Origin of the sequence: Peribacillus sp. NPDC097224, from assembly GCF_044761985.1 — a bacterium.
Taxonomy (GTDB): domain Bacteria; phylum Bacillota; class Bacilli; order Bacillales; family DSM-1321; genus Peribacillus.
Window position 1 is genome coordinate 526,030 of the sequence record NZ_JBIWDK010000003.1, and the last position, 14,797, is coordinate 540,826.

Annotated in this window: 15 protein-coding genes; 7 read left to right on the forward strand and 8 right to left on the reverse strand. The window is 39.4% G+C overall.

Going from position 1 to position 14,797, the window contains the following annotated elements:
* Positions 1–196: 196 nt before the first annotated feature.
* From ACIQXR_RS09280 to ACIQXR_RS09290, 3 genes are all read left to right on the forward strand, one after another.
* Positions 197–2,356, forward strand: a complete 2,160-nt coding sequence (locus ACIQXR_RS09280; protein WP_402956088.1) for a PAS domain-containing protein — start codon at positions 197–199, stop codon at positions 2,354–2,356.
* A gap of 273 nt (positions 2,357–2,629) precedes the next feature.
* The gene (locus ACIQXR_RS09285; RefSeq protein ID WP_402867960.1) at positions 2,630–2,854 is read left to right on the forward strand and encodes an aspartyl-phosphate phosphatase Spo0E family protein; all 225 of its coding nucleotides are present in this window, start codon (positions 2,630–2,632) and stop codon (positions 2,852–2,854) included.
* Between the two features lie 72 nt (positions 2,855–2,926).
* Positions 2,927–3,484 (forward strand): PilZ domain-containing protein, encoded by a 558-nt coding sequence (locus ACIQXR_RS09290; protein WP_402956090.1) that lies wholly within the window; start codon positions 2,927–2,929, stop codon positions 3,482–3,484.
* 52 nt (positions 3,485–3,536) lie between these two features.
* Here ACIQXR_RS09290 and ACIQXR_RS09295 read toward each other — a convergent pair whose 3' ends face one another.
* From ACIQXR_RS09295 to ACIQXR_RS09305, 3 genes are all read right to left on the reverse strand, one after another.
* Positions 3,537–4,268, reverse strand: coding sequence for a ZIP family metal transporter (locus tag ACIQXR_RS09295; protein WP_402867963.1), 732 nt, complete (start codon positions 4,266–4,268; stop codon positions 3,537–3,539).
* 113 nt (positions 4,269–4,381) lie between these two features.
* The gene (locus tag ACIQXR_RS09300; protein WP_402956491.1) at positions 4,382–5,611 is read right to left on the reverse strand and encodes an MFS transporter; all 1,230 of its coding nucleotides are present in this window, start codon (positions 5,609–5,611) and stop codon (positions 4,382–4,384) included.
* Between the two features lie 117 nt (positions 5,612–5,728).
* Positions 5,729–7,231 (reverse strand): ATP-binding protein, encoded by a 1,503-nt coding sequence (locus ACIQXR_RS09305; RefSeq protein ID WP_402956092.1) that lies wholly within the window; start codon positions 7,229–7,231, stop codon positions 5,729–5,731.
* 159 nt (positions 7,232–7,390) lie between these two features.
* Here ACIQXR_RS09305 and ACIQXR_RS09310 point away from each other — a divergent pair, with 159 nt between their 5' ends.
* The 3 genes from ACIQXR_RS09310 (at position 7,391) to ACIQXR_RS09320 (ending at position 10,977) form a co-directional block, all read left to right on the forward strand.
* On the forward strand, positions 7,391–7,828 hold the full coding sequence (locus ACIQXR_RS09310) for a MarR family winged helix-turn-helix transcriptional regulator (protein ID WP_402867969.1): 438 nt from the start codon (positions 7,391–7,393) through the stop codon (positions 7,826–7,828).
* Positions 7,829–8,067: 239 nt separating this feature from the next.
* Positions 8,068–9,762: a M3 family oligoendopeptidase gene (locus ACIQXR_RS09315; protein WP_402867971.1), complete on the forward strand. Its 1,695-nt coding sequence runs from the start codon at positions 8,068–8,070 to the stop codon at positions 9,760–9,762.
* A gap of 171 nt (positions 9,763–9,933) precedes the next feature.
* Positions 9,934–10,977 carry a YkvI family membrane protein gene (locus ACIQXR_RS09320; protein ID WP_402956094.1) on the forward strand — a complete coding sequence of 348 codons (1,044 nt, stop codon included), beginning with the start codon at positions 9,934–9,936 and terminating at the stop codon, positions 10,975–10,977.
* Positions 10,978–11,019: 42 nt separating this feature from the next.
* On the opposite strand, the gene ACIQXR_RS09325 is transcribed toward ACIQXR_RS09320, so the two are convergent.
* Together ACIQXR_RS09325 and ACIQXR_RS09330 are read right to left on the reverse strand one after the other, a co-directional pair.
* Positions 11,020–11,649, reverse strand: coding sequence for a hypothetical protein (locus ACIQXR_RS09325; protein WP_402867975.1), 630 nt, complete (start codon positions 11,647–11,649; stop codon positions 11,020–11,022).
* Between the two features lie 202 nt (positions 11,650–11,851).
* Positions 11,852–12,028 (reverse strand): YkvS family protein, encoded by a 177-nt coding sequence (locus ACIQXR_RS09330; RefSeq protein ID WP_402867977.1) that lies wholly within the window; start codon positions 12,026–12,028, stop codon positions 11,852–11,854.
* A 425-nt stretch (positions 12,029–12,453) separates the two neighbouring features.
* Here ACIQXR_RS09330 and ACIQXR_RS09335 point away from each other — a divergent pair, with 425 nt between their 5' ends.
* Complete coding sequence (locus ACIQXR_RS09335; RefSeq protein WP_402867979.1) at positions 12,454–12,648, forward strand: abortive phage infection protein; 195 nt, start codon at positions 12,454–12,456, stop codon at positions 12,646–12,648.
* Positions 12,649–12,697: 49 nt separating this feature from the next.
* Here ACIQXR_RS09335 and ACIQXR_RS09340 read toward each other — a convergent pair whose 3' ends face one another.
* The 3 genes from ACIQXR_RS09340 to ACIQXR_RS09350 all read right to left on the reverse strand — a co-directional run bounded on the left by ACIQXR_RS09340 (position 12,698) and on the right by ACIQXR_RS09350 (position 14,695).
* Complete coding sequence (locus ACIQXR_RS09340) at positions 12,698–13,186, reverse strand: sigma-70 family RNA polymerase sigma factor (protein WP_402867981.1); 489 nt, start codon at positions 13,184–13,186, stop codon at positions 12,698–12,700.
* A gap of 233 nt (positions 13,187–13,419) precedes the next feature.
* Positions 13,420–13,779, reverse strand: a complete 360-nt coding sequence (locus ACIQXR_RS09345) for a PilZ domain-containing protein (RefSeq protein WP_402956096.1) — start codon at positions 13,777–13,779, stop codon at positions 13,420–13,422.
* An 85-nt stretch (positions 13,780–13,864) separates the two neighbouring features.
* A complete protein-coding gene (locus tag ACIQXR_RS09350) occupies positions 13,865–14,695 on the reverse strand; it encodes a thermonuclease family protein (RefSeq protein WP_403079845.1) in 831 nt (276 codons plus the stop codon).
* Positions 14,696–14,797 lie beyond the last annotated feature (102 nt).

Sequence of the window (14,797 nt, forward strand, 5' to 3'; positions counted from 1 at the left end):
AATCCATTATCATGGAAAGAGCTTAAATTTCCCTTAATTCAAAAATGAATTAAGAGAATGGCAATATAAATTTTACACGCATGACTAATTCTATTCTACTGTTTTTTTTGGAATAGCGAGGGAATTTGGGGTGGATGTCGAAAGAGATAGGTGTCGAAAGAAATGAATGGAAGTAGGTTAGGAAAGGGGTTTGAATATGAATGTAGAGTACGAGGCTGTCTGTAATGAGGAGATCATCAGGTTGAATAAACACATCGAAGAATATAAAGAAATCTTTAATTCCATTATAGAGCCCCATATAATGATCGATGAAAACCTGAGATTCACCTATGCGAATGAGGCGGCATGCTTGTTGTTCGATCAGCCCAGAGAACAACTGGCTAAACTGAAGCTTAGTGATTTTCTTCAAGCAAGTACCTTACTTGCAGTTGATGTGGAGGGATTAAGCAGGCATAAAAAGCCTCTTAAGAAAAGGAAAGCGGTACAACTCCATAATGGAAACATGAGGGAGTTTGAGTTTATACAGGTTGGGACACTTTCAGGTGGAAAGAGGATTTTTCGTTTGGAGGATGTGTCTGAAATCGATCAGGTCGGGAATTTGATGCCAACGCAAATGGTTTTGGATAATTTCGATACAGCAAAAGAGGGTATTCTCCTTTTAAGTCGTAAAGGACTTATACTAGAGGCAAACTCCGCATTCATGAATGGTTTGAAAATCAATAAAAGAGATCTTATTGGGAAAAGACTATCAGATTTGGTGACACATGATGATAAGTCACAGCTAGACGAAGGGGTTAGTGAAATTTTTACAACATTGAATTCTATGGGTGAATTGGAGGTAACCCTACATGGGAAGCCTTGTCGTTTTACTTTTTCAACCCGTACACCAGTCGGAAATGAATTATTCATAACGACGTTTTCGAAGATCACTGAATCGAATATTATTGAAAAGAAATTAGAGTCGAGCGAAAGGATTTTTGCCGAGTTATTTGATCAATCGATGGAAGGAATCGTTTTTTGGAATGAGGCCGGTGTTATTTTTCGAGTCAATCAATCAGCCTGTAAAATATTTGAATCCACTAAGGAAGAAATGATTGGCAGTGACATATGGAAATTCATCTATAAGGAAAATCGTTATTTTAAAAGAATGCTTGCTACTTTTGAAAGAGACGGCCAAGTCAGGGATGATATTTTTTATAAGATGCCAAACAATCAAATCAAATTACTTGAATTAACGGCAAAGAAACATGAGGGCGATGGGTATAATGTAACCATCTTTCGTAATGTAACCGAACGCTGGGAAATAGAAAAAGAATTAAGGAAAAGTGAAGAGAAATTCAGGAAAATTTTTGAGGGGTCACTTGATGGGTTGATCTTATGGAACAAGGATGGATTTACGGACTTTAATGAATCAGGCAAGGCAATACTGGAAATCTCTAAGGAAAAACTCCTTTCTCTAACCGTAAAGGAATTCATCGGAAAAGTACCGGAAAATGCAATTGATTTGAATGCACATGTGGAAGCGGTATATAAAAAAGGAGTGTATTCTTCCATCATTCCACTAAAATTCGAAGATGGAAGGATTAAGCATATTGAATTTTTAACAAGAGGCAATCTGTATTCAAACCTGAATTTAACCATTTTTCGCAATGTAAGTGAAAGGCTTGAAATGCAAGAACAAATCAGGAAATCGGATACCTTACATGTTGTTGGTGAACTTGCCGCCGGAATCGCCCATGAAATTAGAAACCCCATGACAGCTTTAAAAGGTTTCATCCAACTGCTTGAAGATTTGGTCAAAGAGGATTTCTCTACTTATTTTCACATAATCACTTCAGAAATACAGCGCATCGAGACGATTATTACAGAGTTCCTGGTTTTGGCTAAACCGCAGGCCCTTCAATATTTGGAACAAGACTTGCACATCATCCTGAAAGAGACACTGGAGCTTTTAGCGGCACAAGCTTTACTTAATAATGTCCGCTTTGAGACAGATTTTGAGGGAATTGCATGCAACATATTCTGTGAAGCAAATCAGTTAAAACAAGTATTTATCAATATTATTAAAAATGCACTGGAAGTCATGCCGGATGGCGGCACAATTCGTATCCAATCGAGCCAAGTATCAAATAGCCACGTTCGCATCTCGATTATTGACCAAGGAAACGGGATATCCAAAGAAAAGTTAAAAAAGTTAGGTGAGCCATTTTATACGACAAAGGAAAGAGGGACCGGCCTCGGATTGATGGTCAGCTATAAAATCATAGAAGAACATAATGGATATATCGAAGTGGAAAGCGAAGTCGATAAAGGGACAGTTTTTCATATCTATTTGCCCATTAAAAGTGAAGCTTAGAGGATGATGCCAATTGGGTAACTGGTTCTTTTCACAAGGTTGGGTACTTGAAATCTTTCATAAATTGAAGGGTTTTTTTTTGTTTGAAAAGGTCATAAGGGTTCCCGTCATTTTCTGTCTTCTGTTGCTTTGAATTTTATCGCAATATAAGAAGTTTTGTCTTTTTTTGCGAACCTATTTACATATAAGGTATATTTTGTAATAATTCTTAAATATAATCAAACTCTAAAAAGGGCAGGAGTAGTGAATATAGGTATGAATTGTCGGAATGCAATGGAAATTTGTAACGAAATACGAATAAAACGGTGGGAAATGATGGATTTTGCGCAAATACACGGAATGAGTCATAATCATACCATTCGGATCAGTGAGGAGCTTGATAAACTGATTAATGAATATTTGATTCTGCAACATCATACGCCTATTGAAATGAGAGTGGAAACAAAAGACTTGGTCGTCATCTTACAGGAACCTTTCTACAATGATTACTTCCTTTAATAAAATATATAAGAAAATGGATCGTGAATTTATCTTTGGATAGCAGTGACTATGAAGAAATAGAGGTCAAGAATGGAATATATTCAACTAGTAAAACGAGGGGAGATTAGCCAGGCGGCATTATTTTTTATCGAAGGGGAACTGATGAATGTCATTGTTATGGATCCTGATCGATTTAATTCCGGTGATGCCGTTATCTGCCTGCATAAATCCCAAACATTCGAAACGAATATCATAAAAAAACAAGAGAATAATCTATACTTATTTGTTCCATGGTACGATACCCTTCAGGATAGTGAAAGAAGACGGGCTGCAAGGGTATCGTATGTTGCTCAAGGAAAAATCCAGTCCCCCCAAAAAAGTGAAAGGGTTCAGTTGATTGATTTGAGCATCAAGGGCCTAGGATTTTCGTGTGAAAACAAACTAATGAAAGCAGAGTTGCATACCATCACCTTTATGATTGATCATGCCAGGAATCATTTTACCATCAGGATACAAAATGAGCGGGAAATGGAAGATGCATATCGGTATGGAGTCAGTTTCATAGGAGTGCCTGTCAAAGATTTGTTTTATGTCAGGAGATATATTCTTAACAGTCAGCTTGATAAATTATCATCTGCGGCTGTTTAAAAAGGAAAAAGGCTGACTCACATAAGGAGCCAGCCTTTGTCATGTTCAATTATCATAGAATTTCCAATAAGATGACCATAAATAAGAGTCCGACTATGAAGGAATAGGTGGAGGTGCGCTCATTCCCATCCCCGTGACTTTCGGGAATCAATTCTTTGTAGACGATGAATAGCATAGCCCCAGCGGCAAATGCAAGACCATAAGGGACCAAGAATTCAATATAAGAGGTTAAGTAATATCCTAATAGACCCGTGACGATTTCTATGGCGCCAGTTAAGGTGGCAATTATGAAAGCCGTGAATCTCCCAATTTTTTGATTGATTAGAAACAATGCGACGAGCAAGCCTTCGGGAGCATTTTGGAGACCTATTGCAAAAGCTATCAAATTCCCTGTATCAGGCGCATTTGAGGCATAACTGACCCCAACGGAGAGACCTTCAGGAATATTGTGCAATGTGATGGCCGTGATGATGAGCAAAGCTTTCTCATCAAATTGAATACCACTTTTCGTATGGCCGAGATCAATGTGTGGAATATTTTTTTCCATCATCGTTAAAGTTAAGACTCCGAGGAAAACCCCGATGATAAGTTGGATATACCCCCCGGTTGCCAATGATTCTGGAATGAGGCTTAGCAAGGAAGCAGCCATCATGATTCCAGCTGTAAATGCTAAAAGTGTATCCCTGAATCGATGGGTCATGGACCCTTTAATGAAAAGAATCGGTAGCGCACCGGCCCCTGTAGACATAGCAGAGAGGATACTGCCTAATAAAACTCCACTCATAAATTTCTCCTTTGCATGGTTGTTCTTTTTTCATTCTTTCTTTTTTCTTCTTCTCTGGGTAAAACAATAATGTATTGTATTTTTGATTATCCAAATTGGTTACAGTGTGAAACCTATTTTTCGGGATACCATTGTTTTAACATGAAATCACTTGGTAGGAAGACACTGAGGATCCCTAGCAAGGGCAAAAATCCTACGATTTTAATCATGGCTGCAATCCCGATAATATCTGCAATCGCCCCCAATGAAACGGATCCAATCGCCCCCATGCCAAAAGCGAGTCCTACAGTTAGACCAGCCATTGTCCCCACTTTACCGGGAACTAATTCCTGTGCATATATGACGGTAACGGAAAAACTGCTCATGATGATGAATCCGGCAATCAGTAATAGAATGAAAGCTGCAATCGGTGGTACGAATGGCAGAAGACCGGTTATCGGCGTACTTGCAGCAAAGGAAAAAAGTATCACGTTTTTCCGCCCAAAGCGGTCGGCGAGCGGGCCACCGAAAAATGTCCCGACTGCCCCAGCGGCTAAAAAGGCAAAAAGGAAGATCTGTGCCGCTTTTATTGTGAATGAGTGCTGTTCGATTAAATAAAAACTATAAAAATTTGTCATGCAGGATACATACCAGGAGCGGGCGAAGATAATGAATAATATTAAGACCAAGGCTTTGGCCACTTTATTGGAACGCTCTTTATTAACGACTTTAGCCGCCAGAGTTTTTGGCTGAAAATGCACGAGCCTTTGGGAATACCACTTGGCTATGTACAGTAATAGCATGACCGCGGCAAAGGCAACGAAAGCAAACCAGAGAGCGCCCTTCTGCCCGAACGGGACAAGAATGATGGCCGTGATGAGCGGAGCTAGTGCCTGCCCACTGTTTCCACCCACTTGATAAATTGACTGGGCCAATCCACGCTTGGGACCTCCAGCCATATAGGCGACTCTGGATCCTTCTGGGTGGAAAATGGCTGATCCAAAGCCCATTAAAACGACAGCACCGAGTATAGTTATATAGTTTGGTGCAAGAGCCAGGATGATGACTCCGATTAATGTGCTGGTTAATCCAACTGGCAAAGCATAAGGCAGTGGCTTTTTATCGGTATAAAATCCGACAGCTGGCTGTAGAAGTGATGAGATGATGTTCAGGCAGAAGGCAATCATGCCCAACTGTGTATAAGTTAAAGACATGGATTTTTCTAGGATGGGAAACATGGCCGGTACCACGGCCTGAAGAGAATCATTCATTAAGTGGCATATGCCAATAATAATCATTATTTTGAGGGTCATCTCTTGATTTTTTGGTATAGGTTTAGTTGCTGTGGTACTTGCCATATGTATTTGCCTTCTTTCTAAATTAGAATCTTATTCTAGTGACCTTTTATTTAAGGTCCGTCAAGATGATTATCTTAGGATAGAAGGGTTTACTTTACTGAAACGTGATTCTTTCCATATAGATTACTTACTCACGTTCTCTTTTAGGATTGGTAAGCGAATCATGACCGTCGTACCCTCCGAAAGCTTGCTTGTAATCTCGATTGTTCCATTGAAGAGTTCGATGATTCTCTTGCAGACGAAAAGTCCTAAACCGGTCCCTTCCTTTTTGGAAGTATAGAATGGCTCAAATACTTTCTGGATGTCGTTCGATTCCAACCCGTGTCCAGTGTCAATGATTTCTATAATAGCTTCTTGTTTTTTTTGATAAATATGTATGGTCAGGTTTTTGCCTTGTTCCATGGCCTCAAAGCCATTTTTTGCTATATTAAGTATGACCTGCTTGAGTTGGTCCTTCGTACAGTATACAGGAAGTGGTGACCTAACTATATCCCATTCGACTTCGATACAGTAAAAACGAGCTTCAGATTCTATTATCGGTCTTAATTCAGCAACGATACCGCGTACATCATATGAGGATAAGTTTTGCACCATCGGCTTACCTAGAATCAAGAACTCACTGACGATACTGTTTATCCTTTCTATCTCTTTCATGATGATGGAATAATAAAACTGGTCTTGTTCATCTGGATGCTTCTCATTTAGCAATTGGACAAGTCCTTTTATGCCCGTGAGTGGATTTTTGATTTCATGTGCAGTACTTGCTGCAAGTGTACCTACGAAATTCAACTTTTGGTCATCAATGAGTTGTTTTTGTTTTTTTGAATTCCTACGATAGAGGAACTCATATACAATAATATAAATCACATGGGTGATGATGAAGGTGAAAAATATAAAAGAATAGAATATATGGATGTTTTGGGTATCCTTTTTTTCAAGCATTTTAACTGATATGGACCATTCGGCTTCTGTCAAGGGGAGGGTCATCCATCTTGAACTTGGGTTTACATTCCCGATATTTATATCAACGACCTTTTCTCTCTCATTCGTTTGAAGTTTTACTGTTTGTTCAGGTGAAAGTGTATTCAAGATATTCTTTAAATAATCGAATTTGATCTGAACCAATAAAAATCCCCGTACTTCCTTATCCTTTTCCAATATTGGGGCGAAGATGGTGAAGCATGTACAATTCAAATCATCAATTCCTGTTTTGTGGGCCATCACCGCTTTTTGAGTATTTATAGCTAAGTCCATATCTTCATGATTAATTAATTTGGATTGGGGGGGCTGCTTGCTTGTACTATGTATGGTCATTCCTTCTCGATCCAGTAGATAAATGTCAGCGTATCTGGGGTCTGTATCTTTGATGGAGTCTAACAATTGATTCTTTGATTTTTCGTCCATATATGGAATAGAACGGTTACGACTCAACCATTCCACATTTCCCTTGGTTTCCCTGATTACTTGGTCTATCGATTTTTGATAAACGGATCCAATCCATTCAGCCTTTGCTTTCCGTTCTTCTTGGATGGAATAATCAAAATATAACCAATAAGTGATAGTTAAAATGATTAATGGTAAAATGACAATAAGTATGTATTTCGAAAATCTCTGCCTTGAATTCATGTGGTCACTACTTTTATTTTTTCTTTTAGTATATCAAACTGGAGAATTAAACAATAGCAATAGCCATGCCCTATAGGCAAATTGACAAAAAAGGCGCAATAGAATATAATAACCTTCAATTCAAGATATTTTAATTAAAAATTTTAAGGTTGTGAAGTTATGGGGAATGATAGCATCCAACAGTCATTAAAGCTGTTTATCGTGATGTCAAGAGCTCACCGTTCGATTAATGATATAGTGAATAAACATATAGCTGAAGCGGGCTTGAATCCTACTGAATTTGCCGTACTTGAACTGTTATATCATAAAGGTGATCAACCTCTTCAACAAATCGGTGGCAAGATCCTGCTTGCAAGCGGTAGCATTACTTATGTAGTGGACAAGCTTGAACAGAAGGAGTTTTTACAGCGGATAGCTTGTAAAGATGACCGACGTGTAACGTTTGCCAAAATTACGGATAAAGGTAAAGCCTTTATTGAGGATGTCTTTCCTGATCATGAAAAAAGAATCGATGATGTGATGAGCGTCCTTACGAAAGAGGAAAAAGAAACGGCAATAGAATTACTGAAAAAGATTGGTTACTCCGCAAAAAAATAATCCAGTAAACCAGCACCTTAATTTAATTGAGGTGTTTTTGTAGTTTTATTATGATTCGTCCGAAACTGACGGTCATGCCCACTAAAGGCGGAGAACCCTATTACTTTTTTCGTAAATAGGAAGGCTTTACATAAGAATATGGCGAATGTAATTATGTCCTATTTTAACTGGCAACCAATGAACACGATAGGTGTTTTTTGGGGAAAAAGGGATACAAATGATGAAATTGGGGTGTAAGTATGAAATTTAATGAGTATAAATATGAACGGCCTGAATTGGATGACATTAAAGGGAAGTTCACGAAAGCTCTTAAGCAGTTTGTGGATGCGACTGAGGTTGAAGAACAAGTAGAGGCCATAAGTGAAATAAATGCCATTCGAAACTATGTTGGTACGATGAGCAATCTGGTCTATATTCGGCATACCATTGATACGACTGATGAGTTTTATAAAAATGAAAATGATTATTTGGACGAATTCTCACCTGAAATGGAGGAAATGACTTCCGCGTTTTATACAGAACTCGTTCAATCGAAATTCCGTCGGGAACTTGAGTCCAAGTGGGGAAGGCAACTATTTGATTTGGCTGAGGCACAGCTCAAAACGTTCTCGCCGGAAATCATCCCGCAACTGCAAAAAGAAAATAAGCTGGCAAGTGAGTACTCACAGTTAATAGCTTCCGCGAAAATTGAATTTGAGGGAGAAGAGCGGACATTGGCACAGCTTCAGCCCTTCATGGAGTCTGAGAGCCGTTCCATCAGAAAAATGGCAAGTGATGCTTACTATGGTTTCTTTGCAGAGAAGCAGGACGAACTGGATCGGATTTTTGATGAGCTGGTAAAGGTGCGACATGGCATAGCAACGACATTAGGGTATGATAACTTCGTCGAGCTAGGTTATTATCGCATGACACGGACCGATTATAATGCAGAGATGGTGGCAGCTTTCCGTAAACAGGTGAAAGAGGAAGTGGTCCCGCTCGTTACCCGCTTGAAGGAACGTCAGCAGAAACGCCTAGGTCTGGAGAAACTCTATTATTACGATGAGAATTTCCAATTCAGTACGGGGAATGCCGTTCCTAAAGGCGAAGCGGAGTGGATCGTGGAAAATGGTCAAAAAATGTACCATGAACTTTCTGCCGAAACGGATGAGTTTTTCAATTTTATGATTGAAAATGATTTAATGGACCTGGTTGCTAAAAAAGGAAAAGCAAGTGGTGGATATTGTACATTCATTGAAGATTATAAAGCTCCCTACATTTTTTCCAACTTCAATGGGACATCTGGTGATATCGATGTTCTTACACATGAGGCAGGACACGCTTTCCAGGTGTATCGAAGCCGTGACCTGGATATTCCGGAATATAATTGGCCAACCTATGAGGCTTGCGAAATCCATTCGATGAGCATGGAGTTCCTTACATGGCCTTGGATGGATCTGTTCTTCAAAGAAGATACAGAAAAGTATAAGTTCTCCCATTTAAGTAGCTCGCTCGTGTTCCTGCCATATGGGGTGGCTGTGGATGAATTCCAACATTTTGTCTACGAAAATCCAAACGCATCGCCACTTGAGAGAAGACAGGCATGGCGCAAAATCGAGAAGGAATACTTACCTCATCGTGATTATGAAGAGAACGGATTTTTAGAGGGCGGAGGCTATTGGCAACGTCAAAGTCATATCTATCAGTCTCCATTTTATTACATTGACTATGCTTTGGCTCAAATATGTGCTTTCCAATTTTGGAAAAAGTCTGTGGAAAAAGATGAAAGTGCGTGGAAGGACTATTTAAACCTTTGTCAACTTGGAGGAAGTAAATCATTCCTTGGGCTCGTGGAATCGGCCAACCTTGATTCCCCATTTGCAGAAGGTACTGTGCAGTCTGTCGTAAGGGTTATCGATGAATGGCTGAGTTCGGTCGATGACCAAGCTTTATAAGTTGTGAAATCTCGTGAATCGTTAGCGGGTCTTCTATAGAAAGGCGCTCCCTTTAGAGGGAGCGTTTTTAAAATGGGAGGACCGAAGCTTTCCCATTAATTTAGGTTAAACTGACTTGGACTGTCTTAAAATTCTCCCTCTTACATATAGATGTAGGGAGGAGGGGTGTACATGCTTTCTAGGTGGTCAGGAATCTTTCAGGTTGCAGCCGTTTATGTAGGTACAGTTGTCGGAGCGGGTTTTGCAACTGGAAAGGAGGTTGTTGAGTTCTTTACCCGTTATGGCTTTTATGGCTTTATCGGGATTTTAATAGCAGGCTATATTTTCATTTTCAGTGGTACGAAGATCATGTTGATTTCCTCAAGGATCAAGGCAGCTTCCTATGAAGAATTCAATCAATTTTTATTTGGGAAGAAATTAGCGGGCGTCATCAATGTTTTTTTCCTTATCATGCTGCTAGGTGTTACAGCGGTCATGATTTCGGGATCAGGTGCCGTTTTCGAGGAACAGCTTGGCATCTCGAAAAACGTTGGGAGCTGGACAACGGCCCTTCTGGCTTCATTGGTTTTGATGCTAGGAATGCGTGGGCTTTTTACAGTGAATTCTTTTGTTGTTCCCATCATGATTCTATTTAGCTTGATTCTGTTCTTCTCGACTTTAGGCACGGGTGAATTTTTATCTTCTCTAACGCAATTCCCAGAAGAACGGATCAGCTTGAAGATGATATTCTCCCCGTTTGCCTATACCGCTTTTAACCTGGCTTTAGCGCAGGCGGTGCTTGTTCCGGTGGCGTTTGAGGTTAAGGATGAAAGGATTATAAAGCAAGGTGCTATTTTGGGTGGGGTATTCCTTACGATTATTCTACTCACTGGGCATTTATCACTTATGACCCTTCCGGATGTGATGAGCTATGAAATTCCATCGGCGGTCCTTATGAAAATGGTGGGCGGTCATTTACATTGGATGTTCATCTTGGTGATATACGGCGAAATCTTCACTTCAGTCATCGGAAATATTTACGGATTGCAGAGGCAAATCAGCAACTATATTAAAGTGCCTGGCATATTCATCATCGCCTTCAGCTTTATTGTGGCGTTGATTATCGGCACGTACGGATATGGAAGACTCCTGGGTTATCTCTATCCGGTATTTGGATACATAAGTTTACTGTTTTTAATCCTCGTCTGGAAAAGTGATGCAGGCAAAAAAATTTAAAACGAGGGAAAGGGCTTACGTGCCCTTTCCCTCGTTTTGATATCAGGATTCTTTCAGGATTGTTTTAGCCATCTCTAGAAAGGCATCCCGGTAATCTTTGTCCTTCTTTGTAAACATGGTTAAGCGGACAGGGGACTTCTCATCTTTGAGTAAGACAGAAGTAACCACATCATCGCCGTTCACGACTTCATAGCCGGAACCATTATCTATGTTAAGTGCCGGGTCCTCTATCTTCTCTGAAATGCTTTTCAGTTGGGTTTGGACATTTTCCTCTACTTCGTCCCATTTGACATCGCCCGTTAATAATTCAATCCTCATGGATACAGAGTCGTCATCGGTCAGGAAAAGGACATCCTTTCCAGGCTCCTCGGCAGTCAACTCGAACTGTTGTAAGACGTATAGGCTGAATGGTTGATTATCACTATTTTTCAGGAAGGCTGTTTCTTCTTTTGCTTCACCATTACTTGTATATTGCAAATTCTGTTCCATAAGCCTAACCTTTTTTGTCCCTTCAGAACTATCAGTAGCTCCATTTGTTGAGCCTGCTGTATTCTCTTCTTTTACCGTATCTTCTTGTGGTTCAGCCGTCTTGTCGTCCGTGGTTGTCCCACATCCGCTCAGCAATAGGGCCGCCATTGTCGCTCCGCCTAAATATTGCGTCCATTTTTTCATCGTTTTCCCTCAACTTTCTGTTGAATTTCTCATATGTGTAGAAAGGCATGACCTATCGACGCTCTGGAGAGAATCATCCCTTTTATATATAGACGAATGAAAAAGAAAAAAGTTACAAATAATATCATGGTAACCAAATGAACCATAAAGTTCCTGCATAGGAAAACGGAATGGTCAAAAACCATTCCGTCGTTCAGTACCTTCATCCGATGATCTTATAATTTTTATGATTGACAACTGTCTTCTGTTCAAGCTCCAAGTCAAGGTAATTTTCCATATACGTGACGTCCACGATTACAGAGTTCTCATTCACTTTCTCGACGATTCCTTGTAAGCCTTCTCTAAATTCAATGATATTTCCAACTTCCGCTTTCTTCATGGTAATCATCCTTTCCCATCTCGTTTTCAATGATAATCAGTAACTATGAATAAATGGATTATTCGAACACCTTGCTGTTTAGATTTTGACCTGGGAAGTGCAAGTAAAAAGATATAGAGTAGTTATAATGACTGGTTAGAAAGTACAGGTATGTGTTTTTTACATATTATGGAAATCAATATAAGCACACTTACTCTTACTTGTATGAGTCTGGATGATACTTATGTACGAAAAATACCAATCAATTTACAATGTGATATTTTACTTTACAGTTTGCACTATTTTTATGTATTCGTAAAGAATAATATAGTCAAGAGACCACAAAAAGTTCTGATTGATAATAAGCGTTAAGGTTATGTTAAAATAGAAACGGAATTTCTCCTATACAGGTAAGGAACAGAAACAACTAATAAGGAGGAAATAGAATGGATTCCGAAGAAGCAAAACTAGTCCTGAATAAACTGGCTAATCGGGAAATGGAAGAGTTCAGGATCAATAAGGAAGAATTTTTGAGTTTTCGTGAAGTGCTTGTTCAAAGAGCGGATTTCAAACATTTCCGAGGAAATGCCCAACATAATGGGGAAGTCATTTATACGTATTTAGAGGAAGCAAGAAGTTAAAATAGGAAAAGGACGGTTCGAATCGATGAACCGTCCTTTTCCTATTTTTTTATGGAATATCCATCTCCTTCCTCAATTTAAGAAGGGTGGTTTTTCGCCATGATTTCACGGCTGCAATCGAGACATTGAATGTATTGGCGATTTCATTTTGATTTTTATTTCCGATGAAAGTAAAGATGAGCCAGCGTTGCTGGTTCAATGTCAAGTTTTCTGTGTAGGCTAAGAGGTTCTCTGTCACGAGGGCCTCTGTGTGCATAGAAAAGGGATCTTCTATTTCAAGAACCGCTGCGTCAACTGGCTGGATATGCGTGTCGTATTTATGGAGGCGTTTTAATTCATTGATGATTCTCCCTTTTATGACTGTATATGCGAAGTTGGAGAATTGTCCGTTTGCTTCCTTGTACTTGCCTTGAGCTTCCCATAATGCAATTAATCCAATTTGAAAGAAATCCTCTTTGTTTTTATAAATGGATAGTGAGCGGATAACATGATGAATCATCGGAGTGAATTGTTCTGATAAACTTGTAAAACCGTCCATTTTCTACGCCTTTTTAAAAAGTGCACTTTTCGTATATTCCCGGGTGCTTTCACCTTAAATAATTTCATGGAATATATCGAAATGGAAAAATGCATAAAATAAAGGGGAGAAAATTGAATTTTGCGACGGAAAAACGTAAAAAAGCACCATCCATTATCGATATTTCGAAGTTTTGATTGGGTTAGACAAAATAAATAAAGGCACACCCGGCTTGCCGGGTGCGCCTAATGAAACTATTGATTATTTTTCCGATAGATTTTCAGTTCCTTGATTATCGTTTCTTTCAAACTTTCATTTTCATTCATAATGAAACCGTACATATAAGCGGATCCACTTTTCTTTTTCCAGAGAATTCGTCCACGTAAATCAATCTCGTCTGCATTTATGATGAAAGTTAGCAAAAGCTCGAGGTCCGCTTGCTCCGGAAGGTCAAGATTGGACTGGAACTTGAGCCCTCCGGCACTGATGTCCAGAACGGACATGGCCCCATTTCGGCTTTTATTTTCCAAGTTGTTTACTCTAATGATGCTAAAAAAACCAGAAAGCGGACGATCGAAAATAAAACGAAATGCTTCATCCCTGTTATATTTCACAATATGTCCCCCTGGAAATTCAGTATCTTTTCCGTTTTCTATTTTATCCATTTACAAGAATGAACGGATGGATACGTGTATGACCTTAACTCTGTGATTTCCGGAAGCCGGCCTTCACTGCATCCTGTTCTGTACAAAACATTTCTTCTTCTTTTGTTATATCATAGTATTGTCCACTTGGTATGTGGTAGATCTTATCACCTTTTGAATTGATATTTCCTTTAATGTTCGGATTGGAGCACGATGATTTTTCGGTGGTTTTTTCTGTTGTTCCTTTATCCGTTTTCGAATCATCGAATCCTTTCGAAGTGGCATAGTTTTCAATCGACCAAATGCCGATTTCCTCTTTTTGAGCTTGTTTCTGGATGGCTTCCAGTTCGTCAAGATATTTTGTATTGGGTGCATATACGTATGCGACCCGTGCGAGCCCTTTTTCTAGCAGAAGTTTATTTACCATTTTTCCATCTACATAAAAATAGGCCAGCAGACGCCCATATTTGTCTCGTTCACCGATTCCTGTCTCCACTTCCACCTCCGAACCGGCAGGCATTAGCTCTTTTGAAAACTTGCTAGCTTCAGGACCAAAGGGTTGTACGGGCTTGGAAGGATGGACGGTTTCAGGGGTATCGATTAAAAGAAGCCTGACCGTTTCTTCCTTTCCATTAGACGTCTTAATTTTCACCGTGTCGCCATCGACCACGCGAACTATTTGAGCTGTGAAGGTTTTTCCTTTTGATTCATTGGAGACTTGGTCTGTAGAAAGGGAGTTTTCCTTGGTGGAAGTATTCGTTTCTTCTGTGGACTTTTCTTCTGACAAATCGTCGGTTATTTCCTGGCAACCTGTTAATGTAAACGCACATAACGAAATCAGTAAAAATACATATTTTAAAAAAGTACTATATGTCGGTGTAGTCACCATAAATCCTCCATTCAAGTTGTTTTCCATGGTGTCATGGATAAGTAAGGGTCGCAAATAATACTACCTTATAAAATGATGAAAGAAAATGAAAAATATTCT

Bases quoted from the DNA above. Each gene is read 5' to 3' on its own strand.
- ACIQXR_RS09280 (WP_402956088.1), top strand. From the start codon at position 197: ATGAATGTAGAGTACGAGGCTGTCTGTAATGAGGAGATCATCAGGTTG.
- ACIQXR_RS09285 (WP_402867960.1), top strand. From the start codon at position 2,630: ATGGAAATTTGTAACGAAATACGAATAAAACGGTGGGAAATGATGGAT.
- ACIQXR_RS09290 (WP_402956090.1), top strand. From the start codon at position 2,927: ATGGAATATATTCAACTAGTAAAACGAGGGGAGATTAGCCAGGCGGCA.
- ACIQXR_RS09295 (WP_402867963.1), bottom strand. From the start codon at position 4,268: ATGAGTGGAGTTTTATTAGGCAGTATCCTCTCTGCTATGTCTACAGGG.
- ACIQXR_RS09305 (WP_402956092.1), bottom strand. From the start codon at position 7,231: ATGAATTCAAGGCAGAGATTTTCGAAATACATACTTATTGTCATTTTA.
- ACIQXR_RS09310 (WP_402867969.1), top strand. From the start codon at position 7,391: ATGGGGAATGATAGCATCCAACAGTCATTAAAGCTGTTTATCGTGATG.
- ACIQXR_RS09315 (WP_402867971.1), top strand. From the start codon at position 8,068: ATGAAATTTAATGAGTATAAATATGAACGGCCTGAATTGGATGACATT.
- ACIQXR_RS09320 (WP_402956094.1), top strand. From the start codon at position 9,934: ATGCTTTCTAGGTGGTCAGGAATCTTTCAGGTTGCAGCCGTTTATGTA.
- ACIQXR_RS09325 (WP_402867975.1), bottom strand. From the start codon at position 11,649: ATGAAAAAATGGACGCAATATTTAGGCGGAGCGACAATGGCGGCCCTA.
- ACIQXR_RS09330 (WP_402867977.1), bottom strand. From the start codon at position 12,028: ATGAAGAAAGCGGAAGTTGGAAATATCATTGAATTTAGAGAAGGCTTA.
- ACIQXR_RS09335 (WP_402867979.1), top strand. From the start codon at position 12,454: ATGGATTCCGAAGAAGCAAAACTAGTCCTGAATAAACTGGCTAATCGG.
- ACIQXR_RS09340 (WP_402867981.1), bottom strand. From the start codon at position 13,186: ATGGACGGTTTTACAAGTTTATCAGAACAATTCACTCCGATGATTCAT.